The sequence below is a fragment of the Phreatobacter stygius genome, assembly GCF_005144885.1.
In the GTDB taxonomy this organism is placed as follows: Bacteria; Pseudomonadota; Alphaproteobacteria; order Rhizobiales; family Phreatobacteraceae; genus Phreatobacter; species Phreatobacter stygius.
Window position 1 is genome coordinate 1,266,924 of sequence record NZ_CP039690.1, and the last position, 20,546, is coordinate 1,287,469.

The window sequence follows — 20,546 nt, forward strand, 5'->3', positions numbered from 1 at the left end:
GCGACGGCCGGGTTCATTCCGGCGCGTGGCAGACCGCCTCGATATTGTAGCCGTCGAGATCATGGACGAAAGCGCCATAATAGCTCGGGTGGTAATGGGCGCGCAGCCCCGGCGCGCCATTGTCGGTGCCGCCCGCCGCCAGCGCCGCGCGGTGGAAGGCGTCGACCTCGGCCCGCGACGCCGCGCTGCAGGCAATATGGATGCGGCCCTGATGCGCGCCGCCGCCGCTGACCCAGAAGAATGGCCGGTCACCGCCGAAGCCTGAGACCTCCCGGCCGGGATCGGAGAATTCCATCAGGATCTTGATGCCGAGCGGCGCCAGCGCCGCTGCGTAGAAGGCCCGGGAGCGCGGGTAGTCGCTGGCCGAGACGCCGAGATGATCAAGTCCGCTCATGCTCGCCTCCTGTGCTGGCGCCGCGCGCCCGTTGCTAGATCACCTGATTGGCCAGGCTTGCCTCGCCACGGCCGAGCCGCGCCAGGTTCTCGATCAGGAGATCGACCACCCGCGCTTCATAAGCCGCGGTCTCCCCGCCGACATGCGGGGTGATCAGCACGTTCTCGAAACCCCAGAGCGGTGAAGTCGCCGGCAGCGGCTCTTCGCGCAGCACGTCGAGGCCGGCGCCGGCAATGCCGCCGGCCTCCAGCACGGCGACCAGCGCGTCCTCGTCGACCACCTTGCCGCGCGCGCAATTGACCAGCAGTGCCGAGGGCTTCATCAGACCCAGCATGCGCGCGTCGATCAGATCGGTCGTTTCCGGTGTCAGCGGACAGGTCAGCGCGACGATATCGGCCTCGCCGATGGCTTGCGCCAGCTTGTCCGGGGACACCAATCGGTCGACCCCTTCGAGCTTCACCGAAATGTCGCGCTTGACCCCGGTCACCGTCATGTCGAAAGCCCTCGCGAAGCGGGCGAGCCTCAGCCCGATGCCGCCGAGCCCGACGATCAGCAGCGACTTGCCGGCGAGCTCGTCCTCGCGCTCCGCCGGGTTGCCGATCATCGGCCGCCAGAACCGCCTGGTCTGATTGTCGCGGCTGGTGTGGATCTTCCGGGTCAGCGCCAGCATCAGCCCCATGGCATGCTCGGCCACCGCATTCGCATTGACGCCCTGGGCGCTGGCGAGCCGGATATTGTGCGCCCTGAGCACGTCGAGATCATACTGGTCGAGGCCGGCGCTGATCGATTGGATGAAGCGCAGCCTGGTCGCGCGTTCGACCGGGACGTTGCGCCACATGCCCGAGACAACCACGACGTCGGCCTCGCCGATGCGGGCAGCGAAATCCTCGGCGTTGCGCACCTCGAAATAGTTCAGCCCGGTGTCGCGTCGGGCGAACTCCTCGCCCATGCGATAGGCGGCGTGGGCGAAGCAAATGGTGAGATCGGCGGAAGCGGGAAACGGCGTGGTCATCATGGATCCGGACTGGGAGCTTCGGTTCGATCATGACGAGGCGCCCAATGAAGGCAAGCCGCGCACGACCATGCTTGGAGGCGGTCGGCATGGCACTTGCCTTGAACTGCCGCGATCCGTCAAACCGTCAAGGCGCACATCGCCGCCGCCGCTTTCGCATAGGTCCCCATGTCCGCCTCCCCGCCGGTCCCGCCTCTGCCGACCCATGGCCGCTACGACTATCATCCGATCAGGGGGCGACCGGTCTATGACTGGCCCGGCGGCAAGCGCCTGGCGGTCTATCTCGGCGTCAACCTCGAACATTTCGCCTTCGGCACCGGACTCGGCGCCGAGCTCGCCCCGGCCGGGCCGCAGCCTGACGTGCTGAACTATGCCTGGCGCGACTACGGCAACCGTGTCGGCATCTGGCGGATGATCGACATGTTCGACCAGTTGCGGCTGCCGGCCTCGGTGCTGGTCAACAGCGCGATCTATGGCTATTGCCCGGAGGTGATGGACGCGTTCCGGGCGCGCGGCGACGAGGTGCTCGGCCATGGCCGCAGCAACTCCGAGCGCCAGGGCGTGCTCGACGAGGTCTCCGAGCGCCAGCTGATCGAGGAGACCACCGCAACCATTGCCGCGGCCGAAGGGGCCGCCCCCAGGGGCTGGCTCGGTCCGTGGATTTCGCAGAGCCACGCGACGCCCGACCTGCTCGCCGAGGCCGGCTACGGCTATCTGCTCGACTGGTGCCAGGACGACCAGCCGATCTGGTTTTCCACCCGCGACAAGGGGCGCATCCTCAGCCTGCCCTATCCGCAGGAATTGAACGACATCCCGGCGATCGTGGCGCGCAAGGATTCGGCCGAGCAATTCGCCGCGATGATCATCGACCAGTTCGACGAGATGCTGGAACAGTCGGCCTCGGGCCCGCTGGTCATGGGCATAGCGCTGCATCCCTATATCGTCGGCCAGCCCTATCGCCTGCGCCACTTGCGCCGGGCGCTCACGCATATCGCCACCAGGCGCGACGCGGTCTGGATCACCACGGCCGGCGCCATCGCCGCTCATGTCGAGCGTCTGCCGCAGGGGATCGTGCCGGGGTCGTGAAACGACGCCCCCGGCTGGCCAGCTCTCCTCCGCCTCAGCTCATCTTGTAGGCAAGCTCGCGCTCGGCACGCGGCGGCAGGAATGTCCGGTTGAAGATTTCGCCGGCCGCCGGCGTCCGCGGCAATTCGTAGCCGGTCACCACCATGTCGATGGCGCGCGTCAGCCGGTCGTCCTTGACGTCGCCCGAGCCGATCTCCTTCAGCTCCGGCGACATGATGAGCTTGTCGAAGGCATATTGCAGCCGGCGCTTTTCGACCGGGATATTGACCAGGCCGTCATAGCTCTGGACCGAAGCCATGGCCATGGTCTGGTCGGCCGCGACGTCGATGCTCGCCTTGTTCACCGCCTTGACCAGGCCAGCGACCGCGCGCGGATTGTCGCGGATCAGCTTCTGCGACACCATCATGCCGTTGGAATAGAGGTCGAGGCCATAATCGCCGAAGGCGAACCAGGTGAAATCCTTGTCGGGATCCTGGCGGTTCAGCACCAGGTTGAAATAGCTGGTGATGTTGAATACCAGCGCCGCGTCGATCTGGCCCTGGATCAGCATGGGCTCCTGCAGGTTGGGCGCCATGCTGGTCAGCTTCATCTTGGCAAGGTCGAGATTGTTGGCTTTCGCGAAGACCGGCAGCAGCCGCGTCGTCGGCGTTCCCGGCGCGCCGCCGAGCGTGCGGCCTTCCAGGTCCCTGATGGTCTTGATGCCGCTCGATGTCTTGGCGACGAAGGCGAAAGGCGGCTGGTTCCACATCTGATAGACCATGACCGGCGTGTCGGCCGGCCGCGTCGCTGCATTCTGAATGATCGCATTGATGTCGCCGAAGCCTGCATCATAGGCACCGCCCATGATGCGCGTGACGGTCGCGCCCGAGCCCTCGCCCTGGTCGATGACCACGTCCAGGCCGGCCTCGCGGAAATAGCCCTTGTCGCGCGCCACGAAATAGGGCGCGTCCGACCCCTGAGTTTTCCAGCCCAGGGTGAATTTGACCGATGTCAGGGCCTGCGCGCGCACATGTGGCGCAAAAAGCGTCAAGCCGAGAGCCGCGGCTGCTGTCCGGCGTGTGATCATGATCTTGCTCCGTGCTGAGGCTCACGCGCTGCGTGGCCGGCCATGCCGGAGCCGGGCTTCGCAAGAACTTTGCCAAAGCTCACGCAAGACGTCCGTGCCGGCTCGCCGCGCCATCAGCGGCCCGCCCTAGCGGTGCTCGGGCGGCGCGCGAAAAATCTCCTCCTCGGTCATCCGGTCGATCCGGCGGCTGCCGTCGAGCGTCAGGCAATCGCTGCCCGCAACCGCGACGACCACGGCTTCGCCGCGCAGGATCCGCGTCGTCTGGACGAGGCTGCAGCGCCCGACATTCCAGCGGTGGCTGATCTGCTGCAGGCTCGACCAGGCATCGACATCGCCGGGCAGATCGAGTGTCGGTGCGAACCGTCGCGCTTGCGGATTCCACACCGGCACGCGCAGCGGCGTGATCCGGTCGAGCGCCTCGCCCTTGGCAAGATAGAGCCGGCTCGCCGAGACACCGTCGCTGCGGCGGCAGAACACGACGAAGAGCGCATCGCCATTGCCGAGCCAGAGGCCGTGATTGACCGTGACATCGGCCGGCGGCGCGTCCCGGCGGCCGATCGCCGGAATGGCGCGCCAGCAGTCCGGCGCGAGCCGTCGATGAGCCGCCAGCACCTGCGGCGGCATGGCGGCGAGGCCGGCGTTCGGTTCGGCGAGCCGTTGAGCGATGGCGTCGAGAGCCTCGGTCGAAGACCCTGGCGCCGGCGGCGGCCCGACGGTGCGGTTGGTGTCGGAGCGGCCTTGCTGGCGATCGATCCAGGCGAGGTCGGCCCGCAGTGTCGGCATGTCGACGATCGTGCCGCGCGAGCGGCCAGGCAGAATGACGGTCAGGCCCGAACGCCGGTCGCCCTGGGCCGCAAGGCGCGCCAGCAATGCGGTGGCTTTCGCCGGGTTGGTGAGCACCGCGCGACCGCCGCCCTGCCGGCTCCACGCGTCAGGCGGAAAGGCCAGTGGCGCGGCGGCACTCGGCGTCTCGGGCTCGAAGATCAGCGTGGCGCCGGCAACCGCCTCGTTGAGGACGGCGATCTGCCAGGTTGCATCGGGCGCGTAACTGCGGCCGATTTCGATCTGGCCCGCGCGCGCCACGCAGCGATCGAGCACGACGGAACAGCCGAGGCCCTGTGCCGCCGAATGATGGCTGCCATCGGCCCCGATCGGACTGGCAAGACCAAGACCCGGGGCGAGACATGCAGCCAGGCCAAGGCCGGCGGCGAGGACGAGAGCGAGGGCAACCCGGGTCATGGCGGTCCGGCGGCAACGGAAACGAAGAGCAATCCCGTCTTCGCCCGCGCCGGTTTCAACCACCCGTCGCCGCGGACCCAAGCTTGTTTCAGATCTGCCTGTTTCAGGCTGGCCTGGTTCAGCCGGCAGCACGTTTCGGCCAGTGGATCTGGCCGGCAAGGGTGGCCTGAGCCTCGGCATATTCACGCTTCAGCCGGGTGACGAATTCGCCGGTGCTCTCGACGCCGTTGACCGCGCCGATGCCCTGGCCCGAGCCCCAGATGTCACGCCAGGCCTTGCTCTTCGACGACCCGCCCGAGCCGAAGCTCATCTTGGTCGGATCGCCGTCCGGCAGGTTGTCGGGATCGAGGCCGGCATTGACGATCGACGCCTTGAGGTAATTGCCGTGCACGCCGGTGAACAGGCTCGAATAGACGATGTCGCCGGCCTTGCCCTCGACGATCGCCTGTTTGTACTCCGCCGTCGCATTGGCCTCGCGGGTGGCGATGAAGGCCGAACCGATATAAGCCAGATCGGCGCCCATGGCCTGGGCCGCCAGCACGGCGCGGCCGGTGGCAATGGCGCCCGACAGCGCCAGCGGGCCGTCGAAGAACTGCCGGATCTCCTGGATCAGCGCGATCGGCGAAATCATGCCGGCATGGCCGCCGGCGCCGGCCGCGACCGCGATCAGCCCGTCGGCGCCTTTTTCCAGCGCCTTCCGGGCATGGGTGATGTTGATCACGTCATGCAGCGTGACGCCGCCATAGGAATGGATCGCCTCGTTCAGCTCGGGCCTGGCGCCGAGCGAGGTGATGACGATCGGCACCTTGTATTTCACGCACAGATCGATGTCGTGCTGCAGCCGGTCGTTCGACTTGTGGACGATCTGATTGACCGCAAAGGGGGCCGACGGCGCCTGCGGATTGGCTTCGTCATAGGCGCCGAGTTCATCGATCACCCGCTTCAGCCACTCCTCCAGCACCGGCCCGGGCCGGGCATTGAGCGCCGGGAACGAACCGACGACACCGGCCTTGCACTGGGCGATCACCAGATCCGGATTGGACACGATGAACAGCGGCGAACCGATCACGGGAAGCTGCAGGCGGCCGGCGAGCGATGCGGGGAGCGTCATGGGCTTAAGCGATCCGAGGCTGAGGGACGGGACGTGTATCGGCACGTCCCGCCATCAAAGCCGATGACGCGCCCTCGCGGAAGCCCCGTCGGAGGGCGGATGGTCTCGGCCGTGCCGGCTGTCTCAGCCGTAACGCATTTCGTAGCGCGCCTCGCCTTGAGGCGGCGGCGTGATCGGATGGCCTTCATCGGCATATTGGTTGAGCTTGTTGCGCAGCGTGCGGATCGAGATGCCCAGGATGTTCGCGGCATGGGTCCGGTTGCCGAGCGTATGGCCGAGCGTGTCGAGGATCAGGTCACGCTCGACGTCGGCGACGGTGCGGCCGACCAGCCCGCGGGTGATCGCCTCGGCGACCTCGGCCGCCTGCGCCGCAACCGCATCCGGGCCGCGCCGCTCGTCGAGCCTGGTGCCGTCGGGCGTGCGGATCGCGTCGGCGCCGATCTCGGCGCCGGACGACAAGAGCACCGCCCGGTGGATGGTGTTTTCCAGCTCGCGGACATTGCCCGGCCAGCGGGCGACGGTCAGCTGGCGGCGGGCGTCCGCCGACAGCACCCGGACCGCCATGCCATTGGCTTCGGCATATTTTTTGGCGAAATGGGTGGCGAGTTCCAGCACGTCGGCCGGCCGGTCGCGCAACGGCGGCAGTTTCAGGTTCACCACGTTGAGCCGGTACAGCAGGTCCTCACGGAACGTGCCCTTGCGCACCTCGTCGGCGAGCGTCCGGTTGGAGGTGGCGAGAATGCGGATGTCGACCGGCACCGGCCGGGTGCCGCCGACCCGGTCGATCACCCGCTCCTGGATGGCGCGCAACAGCTTCGACTGCAGCCGGACGTCCATCTCCGAGATTTCGTCGAGCAGCAGCGTGCCGCCATTGGCCTCTTCGAACTTGCCGACGCGGCGGGCCAAGGCGCCGGTGAAAGCCCCCTTCTCGTGGCCGAACAGTTCGCTCTCCAGGAGATTGTCCGGGATCGCCGCGCAATTCACCGCCACGAACGGCGCACTCGCCCGGTTCGACTTGGTGTGGACATAACGGGCCAGCACTTCCTTGCCGGTGCCGCTTTCGCCGGTGATCAGGATCGAGGCATCGGAGCCGGCCACCTGGTTGGCGAGCTGCACCACGCGGGCCATGGCGTCGTCGCGATAGATCAGCTGCTTGGCATCGTTGGCGACCGCCGCGAGCACGGCTGCGATCAGCTCCGGATCGGGCGGCAGCGGGATATATTCCTTGGCACCGGCATGGATCGCCGCGACCGCCGCACGGGCGTCGTTGGAGGTGCCGCAGGCGACCACCGGCACGGCGATCATTTCATCGGCCAGCGCCTTCACCAGTGCCCTGACATCGATGGCGACATCGACCATGATCAGGTCGGCGCCCTTGGCGCGCATCACCCTCAGTGCAGTATCGATGTCCTCGGCATTGGTCACCGCGGCGCCCTTGTCGACCGCCATCTTGGTGGCGATCGAGAGCTGGCCTTTAAGTGTTCCGACGATCAGGAGGCGCATGGTTCGGGTTCCTTCAGCGGTCGGCCTTGATGATTTCGGTCATGGTCACGCCGAGCTTGTCCTCGACGAGCACCACTTCGCCGCGGGCGACGAGGCGGTCATTGACGTAGATGTCGATGGCTTCGCCGACCTTGCGGTCGAGCTCGAGCACGGCACCGGGGCCGAGCTTCAGCAGTTCGCCGACATCCATCCTGGAGCGGCCGAGCACGGCGGAGACATGCACCGGCACGTCGAACACCGCCTCCAGGTCAGCGGCGCTCTTGGCGCTGCCGTCGCTGTCATGCGCGCCGAAAGCCGGAAAACCGGCGTCGCCCGGCACCAGGTCGATATCGGCATCCTGCTCGAGATCGGGCAGCGGCATGCCGTTTTCCGGGGTATCGGTCATGGCGTGCTCTCCAGGGTGGCGGGCGTATCGGAGCCGACATAGCGCTGCACGGCCTCGGCGATCTGCTGGGTGGTCTCGTCGCGATCCAGCACGATGCCGCCGGTCGACCATTCGATCCGGCAATCGCCGGGGGCGATGATCGGTTCGGCCAGGATGACCAGGCGGCCGTCGAAGCCGCGCTCGGAGGCAAGACGGGTCAATTCGGTGCGGGCGTCCTCGAGCAGGTCGTCATGCACGCGCACGACCAGATGTGGCACGCTGCGCAGATTGGTGAAGCAGTCGCCGACCAGGGTGCGTATCTCGGCGAGCGGCTCGCGCTGGATCAGCGAGGCGGCGAGCTTGGACGCGACCGCCACCGCGATGTCGATCGCCTCCTGCTCCAGCCGGCCCTCCAGCGCCAGCAGCGCGCCGGCGGCCTCGATCATCCGGTCGCCGATGGCCGAAAGCGCCTGCGCCCGCTGCCGTTCGATCGATGCCATGGCCTGGCTTTCGCCCTGGGCGAAACCGGCCGAATGGCTCTCCTGACGGGCCAGCGCCACCAGCGCCTGGTGCTCGACGAGCGTCACCTTGGGTTCGGCCTGCTGCTTCGCCTCGGCGGCGAATTCAGTGTCGAACAGGAATTTGACCGGTCTTGCCATCATTCGTTCCCTAGAAGACCAGTTCGTCGTCGGCACGGTTCTTGGAGATCATGATCTCGCCCTTGGCGGCGAGATCCTTGGCGAGATTGACCAGGATCGCCTGCGCCTCGTCGACATCCTTGAGCCGCATCGGTCCAAGCGCCTGCATGTCGTCCTGCAGCATCTTCGAGGCGCGGGTCGACATCTGCTTCAGGAAGAAGTCGCGCATGGTCTGGGTCGCGCCCTTCAGCGCCACGGCCAGCTTGTCCTTCTCGATCTGGCGGACCAGGGTCTGCGCCGAGCCGGAATCGAGCTTGGCGAGATCGTCGAAGGTGAACATCAGGTTCTTGATCCGCTCGGCCGAGTCGCGGCTCTGCTCCTCGAGCGCGGTCAAGAAACGTGTCTCGGTCTGCCGGTCGAACGAGTTGAAGATCTCGGCCATCGCCTCGTGGCTGTCGCGGCGGCTGGTCTGCGACAGGTTGGACATGAACTCGGTGCGCAGCGTCTGCTCGATGCGCTCCAGCACGTCCTTCTGGATCGCCTCCATCTTCAGCATGCGGCCGACCACGTCGAGCGCGAATTCTTCCGGCAGGATCGCCAGCACCCGGCCGGCATGTTCCGGCTTGATCTTCGACAGCACCACGGCGACGGTCTGCGGATATTCGTTCTTCAGATAGTTGGCGAGCACCTGCTCCTGCACGTTGGAGAGCTTCTCCCACATGTTGCGGCCGGCAGGTCCGCGGATCTCCTCCATCAAGAGCGCCACGCGTTCGGTCGGCATGAACTGCGACAGCAGCCGCTCGGTCGCGTCGAAATTACCCATCAGACCGCCGGCCGACGACAGCCGGCCGATGAATTCCATCAACAGGCCCTCGACCACCTCCGCGCCAATCGTGCCGAGCTGCGACATGGCGATCGACAACTGGCGGATCTCGTCGTCGTCGAGCATCTTCCAGATCCGCGCCGACACCTTGTCGCCGAGCGACAGCATCAGCACGCCGGCGCGCTGCGCGCCGGTCAGCCCCTTGGCGGCGTCGATCGACACCCGGCCGCCGCCCGAGAGCGCGGCCATCGCGGAGGCGAATTCGGTTTCGCGGGCGGCGCTTGCGCTGCTCATTTGGCCTCCGCGTCGCTCAGCCACTGACGGATGATCGACACCGTCTCATGGGGATTTTTCTCGACGAGCTCGCCGACCTTGGCGAGCGAGGCGGCATGGACCTCGCCCTGGATCTGGGCCATCTCGATCATCCGCATGGTGGCGTTGTCGGTGGGCACCAGCGGCGGCGCCGGAACCGGCAAGCTGGCCGCCGCGATCTCGGCCGCCGTCGGGCCGGATTGCGGGACCACGGCCGGCAGCTTGGCTGGTGGATCGGGCGTGACGATGCGCTTCAACAGCGGCCGGACGACGAACAGGATGACCAGACCGGAAACGATCAGCAGGACCAGCAGCTCGACGCCCGAGCGGACGTCGTCCTTGCTCGGCTCATAGACCTGCCACCACGGCCGGGGCGGCTCGAGGGAGGCGAGTTGCGGTCCCTCGGCGAAGCGCAGGTTGACGATCTCGACCTGGTCGCCGCGGCGCTGGTCGAAGCCGATCGACGAGCGCACCAGCGCGCCGATGCGCTCCAGCTCTTCCGTTCCGCGCGGCTGGTAGTTGATATTGCCCTGGCCGTCGCGGGCATAGATGCCGTCGACCAGCACGGCGACCGAAATGCGCTTGACCCGGCCACCCTCGACCACTTCGGTGCGCTGCGTGCGGGCGATCTCGTAATTGATGATCTCTTCGGATTTCTTGCTCGCCTCGCGGCTGTTGTTGGCGGCGGCCGTCGTGTTGGCGCCGGGCAATTCATTGCCGACCGTCACCTGGCCGTCGCGATTGCCTTCGGCCGAGGTCGACTGTTCCTCGCGGGTCTGGGTCGAGCGCACCACCCGCCGTTCCGGGTCGAAATCATCCGAGGTCTGGGTGACCCGGTTGAAATCCATGTCGGCGGTGACCTGGACGCGGGCGCGGCCCGGACCGACGACGGAAGCGATGATGCTTTCGACCTGTTGGCGCAGGCGTTGTTCGTGGCCGACCCGACGCTCGTCGACGGTGGTGCCGGACATGCCGGAGGGATCGCCGGCGCCGTCGGCGAGCAGCCGGCCGCCTTCGTCGACGATCGACACACGCTGCGGCGACAGGCCGCGCACGGCGGAGGCAACCATGTGCCTGATGGCACGGATCTGCGGCGGCTCCAGACCGCCGCGCATGCGCAGCACGATCGACGCGGAAGGCTCAACGCGTTCACGGGAGAACAGCGGCCGTTCCGGCATGACCAGATGGACCCGCGCCGACTGGACCCGCTCGATGCCGCGGATGGTGCGGGCGAGTTCGCCCTCCAGCGCCCTCAGGTGATTGATGTTCTGCACGAACGAGGTCGACGACAGCGCATCGCCCTTGTCGAACAGCTCGTAACCGACGCCGCCGCCGCGCGGCAGGCCACCTTCGGCGAGCTGCATGCGCACGCGCGCCACCTGGTCCTGGGTGACGAAGATCTGGCCGCCGTCATTGCGGATCTGGAAGCGCACCTGCCGGCGCTCGAGCTCCTTCACCACCTGGGCGGAATCTTCCAGCGTCAGGTCGGAGAACAAAAGCGCCATGTTCGGCTGGCTCATCCTGAGGATGATGTAGACGAAAAAGCCGACCAGCCCGAGCGCCACCGCGCCCATGGCTGCGATCCGCGTCGCGCCGATGTTCCTCACAAACTCAAGGATGCCGTTCAAATGCGTCAGGCCTCTTGCACCCCGAACCGGTGTCGGCCGGTGCGGTGGGCAAGAATTGCCGGGTGGGTGGTTACCAGGGAGTTAACAAGGCGTAACGATCGCCGTCAGCGCAGCGATTTCAGCACCACGCCGATGCCGCCGGCGAGCAGCCCGAGCATCATGATCGTGTTGAACAGGCTGGTCGGCACGAAATAGATCGTCAGATTGGTCAGAATACCGGCGAAAATGATCACCAGGCCGGCGACCATGAGCAGGAAACCGAGGCGCGACGAGCCGTCGAAAAACAACATGCCGATGCCGAACAACAGCGGCACCAGCGACAGGCCGAAAGCCGAATAGCCGCCGAGCGTCCAGGACCCACCGTAGACCGTCACCTGGGTGGTCAGGAGATAGGCGCCGGCAACCGTCATGCCGAGGCCGACGAAGAAGGCGACGAGCCCGCCGGGCGTGCCGCCGGCGCCGGTCAAACGAAAGTCGGGCATCGATCATCTCCTCATGCGGTCTTTTCCGGCACCCGAGCCGGCGACCAAGAACTGACATTCGGGCGCCCGCGCGGCAAGCCGGCGGACGCGTGGTGATGCGCGCGTGCCGCACCGGATGCCCGAACGTCCCGGGTCGATCAGATCGTAACTCTCCATTAACCATCGACCCGGCAAATCTTGCCCAGGGCCGTTCATGTCTTCGTCGGTCCGGGGGCGAAGCATGACCGACGTGACGGCAGGTAGGGCGGCAGGGGCTGCCGGCGCGGGAGGCATGTCGCTCGGCGCGATGGCGGGCTGGCTGACCAGGCCCGACCTCTGGATGGCGGTCGGCGTGCTCGGGATCCTGGTGATCCTGATCTTCCCGCTGCCTGCGCTGCTGCTCGACGTCATGCTGGCGGTGTCGATCATCACCTCGGTGATGATCCTGATGACCGGCCTGTTCATTCATAAGCCGCTGGAATTCTCGTCCTTCCCGACCATCCTGTTGATCGCCACCATGCTCCGGCTGGCGTTGAATCTCGCCTCGACCCGCCTGATCCTGTCGCATGGCCACGAGGGCACGGCCGCCGCCGGCCATGTCATCGAGGCCTTCGGCAATTTCGTCATGGCCGGCAACTTCGTCATCGGCATCATCGTCTTCGCCATCCTGGTGATCGTGAACTTCATCGTCATCACCAAGGGCTCTGGACGTATCGCCGAAGTCGCTGCGCGCTTCTCGCTCGACGCCATGCCCGGCAAGCAGATGGCGATCGACGCCGATCTCTCGGCCGGCCTGATCGACGAGAAGGTCGCCAAGGCGCGACGCAAGGAACTCGAAGACGAGAGCTCGTTCTACGGCGCCATGGACGGCGCATCGAAATTCGTCAAAGGCGACGCCATTGCCGGCCTGTTGATCACCTTCATCAACATCATCGCCGGCCTGATCATCGGCGTCGCCCAGCAGGGCATGCCGTTCGGCGAGGCGGCGCGCACCTATACCATCCTGACCGTCGGTGACGGCCTGGTCTCGCAGATCCCGGCGCTGATCATTTCGACCGCCGCCGGCCTCCTGGTGTCGAAGGCCGGCGTCACCGGCTCGGCCGACCAGGCGATGATCCGGCAGTTGACCGGCTATCCCAAGGCACTTGGCCTGTCGGCCGGCGTCATGGGCCTGATGGCCTTCCTGCCCGGCATTCCCTTCATCCCCTTCTTCGGCTTGGCGGCGCTCGCCGGCTACACCGCCTTCGCGGTGTCGCGCGCGGCCAACCGCACCGCCGCCGAGGAGGTGCAGCAAGCCGCCACCGATCACGCCGCCGCCAATGCCCCGCCGGCCGAAGAGCCGATGGCCAATATCCTGAAGATCGACGATCTCAAGATCGAACTCGGTTACGGCCTGTTGCCGCTGGTCCAGTCCGAGGGTGGCTCGGACCGGCTGACCGACCAGATCAAGGCGTTGCGCCGGCAATTGGCCACCGACATGGGCTTCGTCATGCCCTCGGTGCGCATCCTCGACAATGTCCAGCTGCAGCCGAACCAGTACATCATCCGGGTCAAGGAAGTGGAGGCTGGCCAGGGCTATGTCTGGCCGGCCCAGTATATGGTGATGGACCCGATGGGCGGTCAGGTCGACCTGCCCGGCGTCCACACCACCGAGCCGACCTTCGGCCTGCCGGCCACCTGGGTCGACGCCAACCTGAAGGAAGAGGCGAGCGTGCGCGGCTACACCGTGGTCGATGCCGCGACGGTGCTCTCGACCCACCTCACCGAGATCCTCAAGGCCAATACCTCGGACCTCCTGAGCTATGCCGAGGTGCAGAAGCTGTTGAAGGAAATGGCCAAGGACCAGGCCGATCTGGTCAAGGACCTGGTGCCGAGCCAGATCACCATTTCCGGCATCCAGCGCGTGCTCCAGGTCATGCTCGCCGAGCGCGTCTCGATCCGCGACCTGCCGGCCATTCTGGAAGGCATTGCCGAAGCCGTCTCGTTCACCCGCTCGCCGCCGCAGATCGCCGAACATGTCCGCGCCCGGCTGTCGCGCCAGCTCTGCGCCCAATATGCCGGGCCCGACGGCGGGCTCGCGCTGATCGCGCTGTCGCCGCGCTGGGAGCAGGCCTTCGCCGATTCGATCATTGGCCAGGGCGACGACCGCCAGCTCGCCATGCAACCCTCCAAGCTCTCCGAATTCATCACTCTCGTGCGCGACGCCTTCGAAGACGCCGCCCGCATGGGCGAGGCGCCGGTCTTGCTGACCAGCCCGGGCATCCGGACCTTCGTGCGCTCGATCGTCGAGCGCTTCCGCTCCCAGACCCCGGTCATGAGCCAGGCCGAGATCCATCCGCGAGTGCGGTTGAAGACCGTCGGCAGCGTCTGAGCACGGCGCCCGCCATGGCGCCCCGGCCGGCGGCGCGCTAGACAATCGCCATGCGATCGAGGGGTCACCACAAGACCGGCATCTCGGAATGGCCGCCCGCGGCGGCCAAGGCCATGCTCGGCGGCGCCTGGCTTGTCGCCGCATTGGCCTGCGCCGAACCAGGCTGGTCGCAGGCCAGCGGATTGCGCGCCGGCGATTGCTGGTACGCCGACCTGCAACGGACGAAGACCGAATTCCGCCTCTGCATCACCGCCGAGAACGTCGTGGAAGGCGTGGTCATCAGGCGCGATGCGCTGGGGCCCGGCGTCAACGAGGGCTGGCCCGTGCAGGCTCGCTTCCAGGTCGTCCAGGACCGCCTGCAGATCCAGGCGCCCAGCCTGCCGCCCAACTGGCTCGCCGCCGACAGCGACCCGTCGCGAACCGATGGCTGTGCCATCACGTTTTCGCGCGACGGCCAAAGGATGACATCCTCGGACTGCAAGCTCCTGGCAACCTGGTGCCGCCATTCGCCGCAGGAATTGCCGCCGCTCTGCCGCGACGACGAGCGGCGCGGCCGGCAGGCACCGGCGGGCTCCGGCACGAGCCGCCGGACCGGCGCCACCCGTCCGTAACGCCCCCGCGTCGACAAGACGGCGGGTCGGACCTAGGCTCTTCAATAAGCGTCCGGGCCACGACAATCCGGCCGCACCGACGGGAGGCCGATCATGACGACGAAATCCCTGATTGCCATGGCCGCCATGGCCGGGATCGCGCTTGCGGCATCGACGATCGCCGCCGCGGCGCAGACGCCGCCGATCCGATCCGAAGAGTTCATGGTGCCGGCGCGCGATGCCGGCATCGAGATCTTCGTGCGCAACAAGCGCCCGGAAGCCATGACCAATTTCAGCCCGGACCGCACCGTGGTCTTCGTGCACGGCGCGACCTATCCGGCCCATACCGCCTTCGACCTTCGCCTCGATGGCCAGTCCTGGATGGATTACGTCGCGGCACGCGGCTACGACGTCTATCTCCTGGATCTGCGCGGTTACGGCCGCTCGACCCGGCCGCCGGAAATGAGCCGGCCGGCGGAGGCGAGCCCGCCGATCGTCGACACCGAGATCGCCCGCCGCGACGTCGACACGGTCGTCGACTTCGTCCGCCAGCGCCGTGGCATCGCCCAGGTCAATCTCATCGGCTGGTCTTGGGGCACCGCCATCATGGCGAGCTATGCCGCCGAGAATCCGGCCAAGGTCAGTCGCCTGGTGCTCTATGCGCCGGTCTGGCTGCGCAACACCCCGTCGCCGGTTCAGGTCCAGGGCCAGCTCGGCGCCTATCGCACGGTCCGGCGCGACCAGGCGCTTGCCCGTTGGCTGACCGGTGTGCCGGAGGCCAAGAAGGCCGCGCTGATTCCGGCCGGCTGGTTCGACGCCTGGGCCGATGCGACCTTTGCGACCGACCCGGCCGGCGCCACGGCAAACCCGCCGACGCTGCGTGCGCCCAACGGCGTCGTGAAAGACGGCCTCGCCTTCTGGTCAGCCGGCAGGCCCGGCTACGATCCGGCGCGCATCACCGCGCCGACGCTGCTGATCGTCGGCGAATGGGATCAGGATACTCCGCCCTATATGGCCCAGGCCCTGTTCCCCCTGCTGACCCAGGCGGCCCAGAAGCGGCTGGTTCTGGTCGGCGAGGCCACCCATACGATGATCATGGAGCGCAATCGGATGCAGTTGTTCCGCGAAGTCCAGACCTTCCTCGACGAGGGGCTGCAGCCGGCGCAGAACTGATCCGGACGCCGGCGCGCTAGCGCCACAAGCCCTTCTGCTGCAGCCAGGTCTGGATCACCTGGGCGACCTCGCTGGAATTGCGGTCCATCATGATCATGTGGCTGTTGCCGCGGATGCCGGCAGCCGGCAGGTCGACGACATCGGCATGGCCGCCGGCCGCGCGGATCCGTTCGGCAAAGCCGATGCCGGTGCGCCGGATGGTCGGCCAGCGCGGGTCCTGCTCGATGAAGTCGCCATAGAGCATCAAGGTCGGCACCGCCTTGAGGACATCGACCCTAGCCGGATCGCCAACGCTCGACGGTTCCACCGCGACCAGCGCCATGACCTTGTCGGGGCGCGCCTGGGCAACCCGGAAGCCGAACTGGCCGGCCTGGCTGTGGAACACGATCACGCAAGGGCAGACCTTGTCGACCAGCGCGATATAGGCCGCGATTGTCGGCTGGTCGGTGGTGGTCCAGCGCGGCGAGAGCTGGCGCGGAAACTGGTCATAGGCCTCGGTCGGAAACTGATTGCCAGGCAAGACCCGGCGCTTGGCCGGGTCATGGCTGTAGGAGCCCTCGCCCTGGCCGATGCGGAACCGTTCGAAGGGATTGCCGACGGGCAGGTGCAGTGCCGGCGCCGGCCACACGTCGGGCGAAGCCCAGCCGGAGCGGCCACGCTCGACCGCATCGGAATTATACACGGTCCAGCCGCGGCGCAGGAACCAGTTGACCCAGCCCTCGCGGCCATCCGGCGTCGTTTCATAGGTGACGCCGGACAGCCCGCCGCCGTGCCACAGCAGGATCGGCACACGGCCACGCTCGGTCCGCGGCTTGAACCACTGGGCATACATCTGCTCGACCGCATAGAGCCCGTTCGGATCGATCCTGGCCGGCGGCGCTCCGGGAGTGAACACGATGTCGCGGGGCGGCTGCCCGGAGACCTCGGCAAGCCTGCCGCCGACATGGAACGAGCCCATGCCGACGATCTCCAGCGCCGGCTCCTCGGCGACCGCGGGGATGGCGAACCCGAGCCCGCCGAAGGCCAGCGCGGCCACCAGGGAGCGAACCGACGGCAGACGGGACATGGGCGTTTTCTCCAGCGTGGCGATTGTCCGGCGGCCGGTGACCGGCCGGCTCGCATTGACCGACGCACTATCCCGGCACGCGGGAAGGCGCGTCAATCGCACCGTCCACCGGGGCGTCACGTGTCTCTGTTATTTATGCAAAAAAGGAAAAACTGAGCGAGAGTATCAGTCAATTGTTTCCAACGGAGACAGTGATCAGATGTTGACCGACCGCACAGTCCGCGGCGGCCTCAGAGGATCCACCCCATGCCGATCATCCAGATCAAGTTCGCCACTCCCATCTCGCAGCCAAACCTGCCCGACCGCGTCGCAGCCGCAGCGGTTCGCATCACCACCGACATCCTGCACAAGAACCCCAAGCTCACCGCCGTAGTTGTCGAGGAGGTTGAAGCCACCAGCTGGTTCGTCGGCGGTCCCTCGCTCGCCGCGCAGCACAAGGCTTCATTCTATCTCGACATCAAGGTGGTCGACGGCACCAATACCAAGGACGAGAAGGCGGCCTATGTGGCGGCCATTTTCGAAGCCATGGCGGCTCTGCTCGGCGAGCTGCACCCGGAAAGCTATGTCTATGTCCACGATGTCCGGGCCGAGGCCTATGGCTTCGGCGGGCTGACCCAGGAGCATCGTTATGTTGCCGGGCGCCTGGCGCAGGTGGCCTAGGGCCTGTTGAGATTCAGCATTCTCAAGCGCGTGAGATCGTGATTCAAGCTTGGGATGGATCGATTCGTTTTAACCGACGCCCAATGGGCGAAGATGGCGCCGCATTGCCTTGGCAAGCCGAGCGATCCGGGCCGCAGCGGCAAGAACAGCCGGCTGTTCGTCGAGGCGGTTCTTGGATCGTCCGGACGGGAAGTCCCTGGCGTGACCTACCAGTCTCGTTCGGTAATTGGAGCACAGTCTACACCCGCTTTCGCGACTGGGTCGCGGCCGACGTCTTCGATCGTCTGTTCGAGGCCATGTCGGACGAACCGGACATGGAATACGCCATGGTCGATGCCACCATCGTCAAGGTCCATCGGCACGGCCAAGGCGCAAAAGGGGGACTTCGGGCCAGGCCATCGGCCGCTCCAAAGGCGGCATGACGACCAAGATTCTGGCGCTGACCGATGCGCTCGGCAACCTCGTCCGTTTCGTGCTTCTGCCGGGGCAGCGCTTCGATACGGTCGGAGTCCCACCGCTGATCGAGGGCGTGACGTTCGAAGCCCTGATCGCCGACAAGGCCTTCGACTCGAACGCCATCGTGGTGGACCTCGATCAACGCGGCGCCAAGATCGTCATCTCGCAGCATCCGCGCCGCGCGAAGCCCCTCGCCATCGACGCCGAGATGTACAAATGGCGTCACCGCATCGAGAACTTTTTCTGCAAGCTCAAGGAGTTCAAACGCATCGCCATGCGGGCCGACAAAACGGACCAGAGCTTCGCAGCGATCATCCACCTCGCAGCAGCCGTCATCGTATCACGATGAACCCCACAGGCCTTAGTCGCGAGGCGACCGGAATCCGCATGCGGCTTCCGCCCATAGGGGTGCCGGTCGCTCTCCCAAAGAGAGTAGCTACCCCGTATAGGTGCGCGGCGGCGCGCACTGTAAACTCGCGAACTCGCGAACTCGCGAACGACAAGAAGAAGGAGACGGCATGAGCCCCAAGCCCACCGGCCACCTTCGTGGCAACGACCTGATCCTCACGCGCACGTTCCGCGCACCCATCGATGACGTCTGGACGAGCGTGACGAAGTCCGAGAACACCGCGCTCTGGTTCGGCAGTTGGGAAGGCGACGCCGGCCCGGGCAAGATCGGGCGGCTGCAACTGGTCCATGAGAAGGGCCGGCCGTGGACGAACGTGACGATCGAAGCGTGCGAGGCGCCGCGCCGCCTAGTCGTCACGATGAAGGATGACTACGGCGAGTGGCGCATCGAGGTGACGTTGACGCAGACGGACGACACGACCGAGCTACGCTTTGTGCAGCACCTGAGCGACCGGAAACTCGCGGGCGACATAGGGCCGGGCTGGGAGTACTACCTCGATATGCTGGTCGCCGCGCGCGAAGGCAAGGCGCTGCCGTCGTTCGAAGACTACTACCCATCGCAGAAGGCACACTACCTGGAGGGCGCATAGACGATCGGCACGTCGCAGGCTGGACAAAAGCGTGCGTGTGGAGGCGCGCGGGCCAGCGTGGAGTTGACCCGGTTTCGTGGACACCTTTTCCGTTGAGCAGGAGTTGTTCCCATACCGAGGCGTCGATCGCCATATCCGGCGGAGTTTCGCAGTCAGATGGTTTATCTGGTCCGATCCGTCGGAAATCCGTCTCGCCGCCGTCATCGCATCTCCATGAATCCCAACAGGCCTTAGAACGGGCGCGCCGAAGCGGGACCGCGGGTTAACCCTTTCTTCATCCTGTCGTCGACGGCGAGGCCCGCATCGGCCAGGATGATCGCCAGCGACCGTTCCGCGATGGGAATGGAGCGCGGCCAAGAGGTTTCCGATGTCACCGACCAAGGCCGTGGCGCTGACACTCACGGGCAATTTTATTGTCTGGGGGCTGATCATCGCTGCCGGGATGCACTACCTGACCTGATCAGGGTCGAACGAACACGGCCCCGGCGGTTTTCACCGACGGGGCTTTTGCTCGTCTGGGCCGAACCAGGCTCAGGCCTCGCGCCCGGCGCGCACGGCACGCGCATGTTCGGTTTCGCCACCGGCCGCCAGGATGCGGCTTTCACCCGACCAGTTCTCACGGATCGCCCGGTCGGGAAAACCGGCAAAATCAGAGACATATCTCAGCTCCGCCTCGCTCATCGCTGCGATCTGGTCGAAATGCCAGATGCCGAGTTCATAAAGCTTGGCCTGGATCGCCGGGCCGATGCCGCTGACCAATGTCAGGTCGTCGGCCTGCCCGCGACGCGGACCAACCAGCCCCGATGGCGCGTTGCTGCCGTAACGATGGTCGAGATCGGCAATGTTGGCCTTGCCCAGCGTACCGTCGTCGCGCGAGCTCGCCACCTCGCCGCGTGCGGCACGTTCGGCGAACTCCGTCGCGCCCCCGGCCGCCAGGACTTTGGCCTGGCCAACCCAGTCTTCCCGTTCGATACGGCCCGGAAATGCCAGATAGCCGCCGACCCACTGGCTTTCAGCGGCGGTCCATGACGCCATCTGATCGAAATGCCAGATACCCAGCGCGTGCAGCCGCGCCTCGTTCTGCTGGCCGACGCCACGGATCAGCTTGAGATCGTCGCCACCTCCGCCACGTGGCGCCGCAATCCCCTCCGGCTTGCTGCCGCGCGCCATGGCATCGGCGGCCGCGGCCGCCCCCGCGAGCGTCTGCGCCGGCGCCGCATGCGGATGGGTATCGACCAGTCCCGCCGGCGGGTCGAGCGAGGTCTCGGCCGCCGCCTCCAGCCGTTCGATCGCCTCTTCGACCTGCTCGCCGCGCCGGGTCTGACGGGCCAGGCTGCCGATGACGCAGCCGCCGAGGAAGGCCATGGTGAACAGGAGCACGGTATCGAGCCAGAGGCCTGGCCGGCCCGGCAGCCATTTCAGCACCGCCGCCACCACCGCTGTCACCAGCAGGAAAGCGGCAAACGACACCCAGCCGCTGCGGCCGCGATGATCGGGGCGGCCGGCGGTCACCCAGCCCCAGATGAGGCCGCCCGCCAGGGCGAAGGCGAGCGGCAACCAGAAGGTCTGAACCAGGTACAACATGACCGTTCTCC

General features: G+C 66.6%; 21 protein-coding genes. 8 read left to right on the top strand and 13 right to left on the bottom strand.

The genetic code is table 11. From position 1 onward, the window contains the following. Positions 1-13 precede the first annotated feature (13 nt). Both E8M01_RS05845 and E8M01_RS05850 read right to left on the bottom strand, forming a co-directional pair. Complete coding sequence (locus tag E8M01_RS05845) at positions 14-394, bottom strand: VOC family protein (protein ID WP_136959265.1); 381 nt, start codon at positions 392-394, stop codon at positions 14-16. Between the two features lie 34 nt (positions 395-428). Continuing rightward, the gene (locus E8M01_RS05850; protein WP_246088612.1) at positions 429-1,406 is read right to left on the bottom strand and encodes a D-2-hydroxyacid dehydrogenase; all 978 of its coding nucleotides are present in this window, start codon (positions 1,404-1,406) and stop codon (positions 429-431) included. 168 nt (positions 1,407-1,574) lie between these two features. Between E8M01_RS05850 and E8M01_RS05855 the strand changes: the two genes are divergently transcribed. Beyond that, entirely contained in the window at positions 1,575-2,492 is a 918-nt protein-coding gene (locus E8M01_RS05855; protein WP_136959266.1) for a polysaccharide deacetylase family protein, read from the top strand. Positions 2,493-2,526: 34 nt separating this feature from the next. Here E8M01_RS05855 and E8M01_RS05860 read toward each other — a convergent pair whose 3' ends face one another. From E8M01_RS05860 to E8M01_RS05900, 9 genes are all read right to left on the bottom strand, one after another. Continuing rightward, a complete protein-coding gene (locus E8M01_RS05860) occupies positions 2,527-3,555 on the bottom strand; it encodes an ABC transporter substrate-binding protein (RefSeq protein WP_425467731.1) in 1,029 nt (342 codons plus the stop codon). Positions 3,556-3,684: 129 nt separating this feature from the next. After that, the gene (locus E8M01_RS05865; protein WP_136959268.1) at positions 3,685-4,797 is read right to left on the bottom strand and encodes a hypothetical protein; all 1,113 of its coding nucleotides are present in this window, start codon (positions 4,795-4,797) and stop codon (positions 3,685-3,687) included. A gap of 118 nt (positions 4,798-4,915) precedes the next feature. Further along, positions 4,916-5,908 (bottom strand): NAD(P)H-dependent flavin oxidoreductase, encoded by a 993-nt coding sequence (locus E8M01_RS05870; protein ID WP_136959269.1) that lies wholly within the window; start codon positions 5,906-5,908, stop codon positions 4,916-4,918. Positions 5,909-6,031: 123 nt separating this feature from the next. After that, the gene (gene flbD, locus E8M01_RS05875; protein WP_136959270.1) at positions 6,032-7,411 is read right to left on the bottom strand and encodes a sigma-54-dependent transcriptional regulator FlbD; all 1,380 of its coding nucleotides are present in this window, start codon (positions 7,409-7,411) and stop codon (positions 6,032-6,034) included. A gap of 13 nt (positions 7,412-7,424) precedes the next feature. Beyond that, complete coding sequence (gene fliN, locus E8M01_RS05880) at positions 7,425-7,796, bottom strand: flagellar motor switch protein FliN (RefSeq protein WP_136959271.1); 372 nt, start codon at positions 7,794-7,796, stop codon at positions 7,425-7,427. Continuing rightward, positions 7,793-8,434, bottom strand: coding sequence for a FliH/SctL family protein (locus E8M01_RS05885; protein ID WP_170181801.1), 642 nt, complete (start codon positions 8,432-8,434; stop codon positions 7,793-7,795). The genes fliN and E8M01_RS05885 overlap by 4 nt, the downstream gene beginning before the upstream one ends. Before the next feature lie 10 nt (positions 8,435-8,444). Further along, positions 8,445-9,485 (bottom strand): flagellar motor switch protein FliG, encoded by a 1,041-nt coding sequence (gene fliG, locus E8M01_RS05890; protein ID WP_246088777.1) that lies wholly within the window; start codon positions 9,483-9,485, stop codon positions 8,445-8,447. Between the two features lie 41 nt (positions 9,486-9,526). Next, on the bottom strand, positions 9,527-11,176 hold the full coding sequence (fliF, locus tag E8M01_RS05895) for a flagellar basal-body MS-ring/collar protein FliF (protein WP_136959274.1): 1,650 nt from the start codon (positions 11,174-11,176) through the stop codon (positions 9,527-9,529). Positions 11,177-11,280: 104 nt separating this feature from the next. Further along, positions 11,281-11,658 (bottom strand): hypothetical protein, encoded by a 378-nt coding sequence (locus tag E8M01_RS05900; protein ID WP_136959275.1) that lies wholly within the window; start codon positions 11,656-11,658, stop codon positions 11,281-11,283. 220 nt (positions 11,659-11,878) lie between these two features. Here E8M01_RS05900 and flhA point away from each other — a divergent pair, with 220 nt between their 5' ends. From flhA to E8M01_RS05915, 3 genes are all read left to right on the top strand, one after another. Then, positions 11,879-14,008, top strand: a complete 2,130-nt coding sequence (gene flhA / locus E8M01_RS05905) for a flagellar biosynthesis protein FlhA (RefSeq protein ID WP_136959276.1) — start codon at positions 11,879-11,881, stop codon at positions 14,006-14,008. Between the two features lie 50 nt (positions 14,009-14,058). After that, entirely contained in the window at positions 14,059-14,619 is a 561-nt protein-coding gene (locus E8M01_RS05910; RefSeq protein ID WP_136959277.1) for a hypothetical protein, read from the top strand. Between the two features lie 93 nt (positions 14,620-14,712). Next, entirely contained in the window at positions 14,713-15,771 is a 1,059-nt protein-coding gene (locus E8M01_RS05915; protein ID WP_136959278.1) for an alpha/beta hydrolase, read from the top strand. 16 nt (positions 15,772-15,787) lie between these two features. On the opposite strand, the gene E8M01_RS05920 is transcribed toward E8M01_RS05915, so the two are convergent. Continuing rightward, a complete protein-coding gene (locus E8M01_RS05920; protein ID WP_136959279.1) occupies positions 15,788-16,837 on the bottom strand; it encodes an alpha/beta hydrolase in 1,050 nt (349 codons plus the stop codon). A 246-nt stretch (positions 16,838-17,083) separates the two neighbouring features. On the opposite strand from E8M01_RS05920, the gene E8M01_RS05925 reads away from it, so the two are divergent. The 4 genes from E8M01_RS05925 to E8M01_RS05935 all read left to right on the top strand — a co-directional run bounded on the left by E8M01_RS05925 (position 17,084) and on the right by E8M01_RS05935 (position 18,951). Next, positions 17,084-17,497, top strand: coding sequence for a tautomerase family protein (locus E8M01_RS05925; RefSeq protein ID WP_136959280.1), 414 nt, complete (start codon positions 17,084-17,086; stop codon positions 17,495-17,497). Between the two features lie 83 nt (positions 17,498-17,580). Beyond that, the gene (locus tag E8M01_RS35965) at positions 17,581-17,919 is read left to right on the top strand and encodes a transposase (RefSeq protein ID WP_425467707.1); all 339 of its coding nucleotides are present in this window, start codon (positions 17,581-17,583) and stop codon (positions 17,917-17,919) included. Further along, complete coding sequence (locus E8M01_RS35970; protein ID WP_425467708.1) at positions 17,916-18,302, top strand: transposase; 387 nt, start codon at positions 17,916-17,918, stop codon at positions 18,300-18,302. Before E8M01_RS35965 ends, E8M01_RS35970 begins: the two co-directional genes overlap by 4 nt. Positions 18,303-18,471: 169 nt before the next feature. Beyond that, positions 18,472-18,951, top strand: coding sequence for an SRPBCC family protein (locus E8M01_RS05935; protein WP_136959281.1), 480 nt, complete (start codon positions 18,472-18,474; stop codon positions 18,949-18,951). A gap of 531 nt (positions 18,952-19,482) precedes the next feature. On the opposite strand, the gene E8M01_RS05940 is transcribed toward E8M01_RS05935, so the two are convergent. Next, a complete protein-coding gene (locus E8M01_RS05940) occupies positions 19,483-20,535 on the bottom strand; it encodes a hypothetical protein (protein ID WP_136959282.1) in 1,053 nt (350 codons plus the stop codon). Positions 20,536-20,546: the final 11 nt, after the last annotated feature.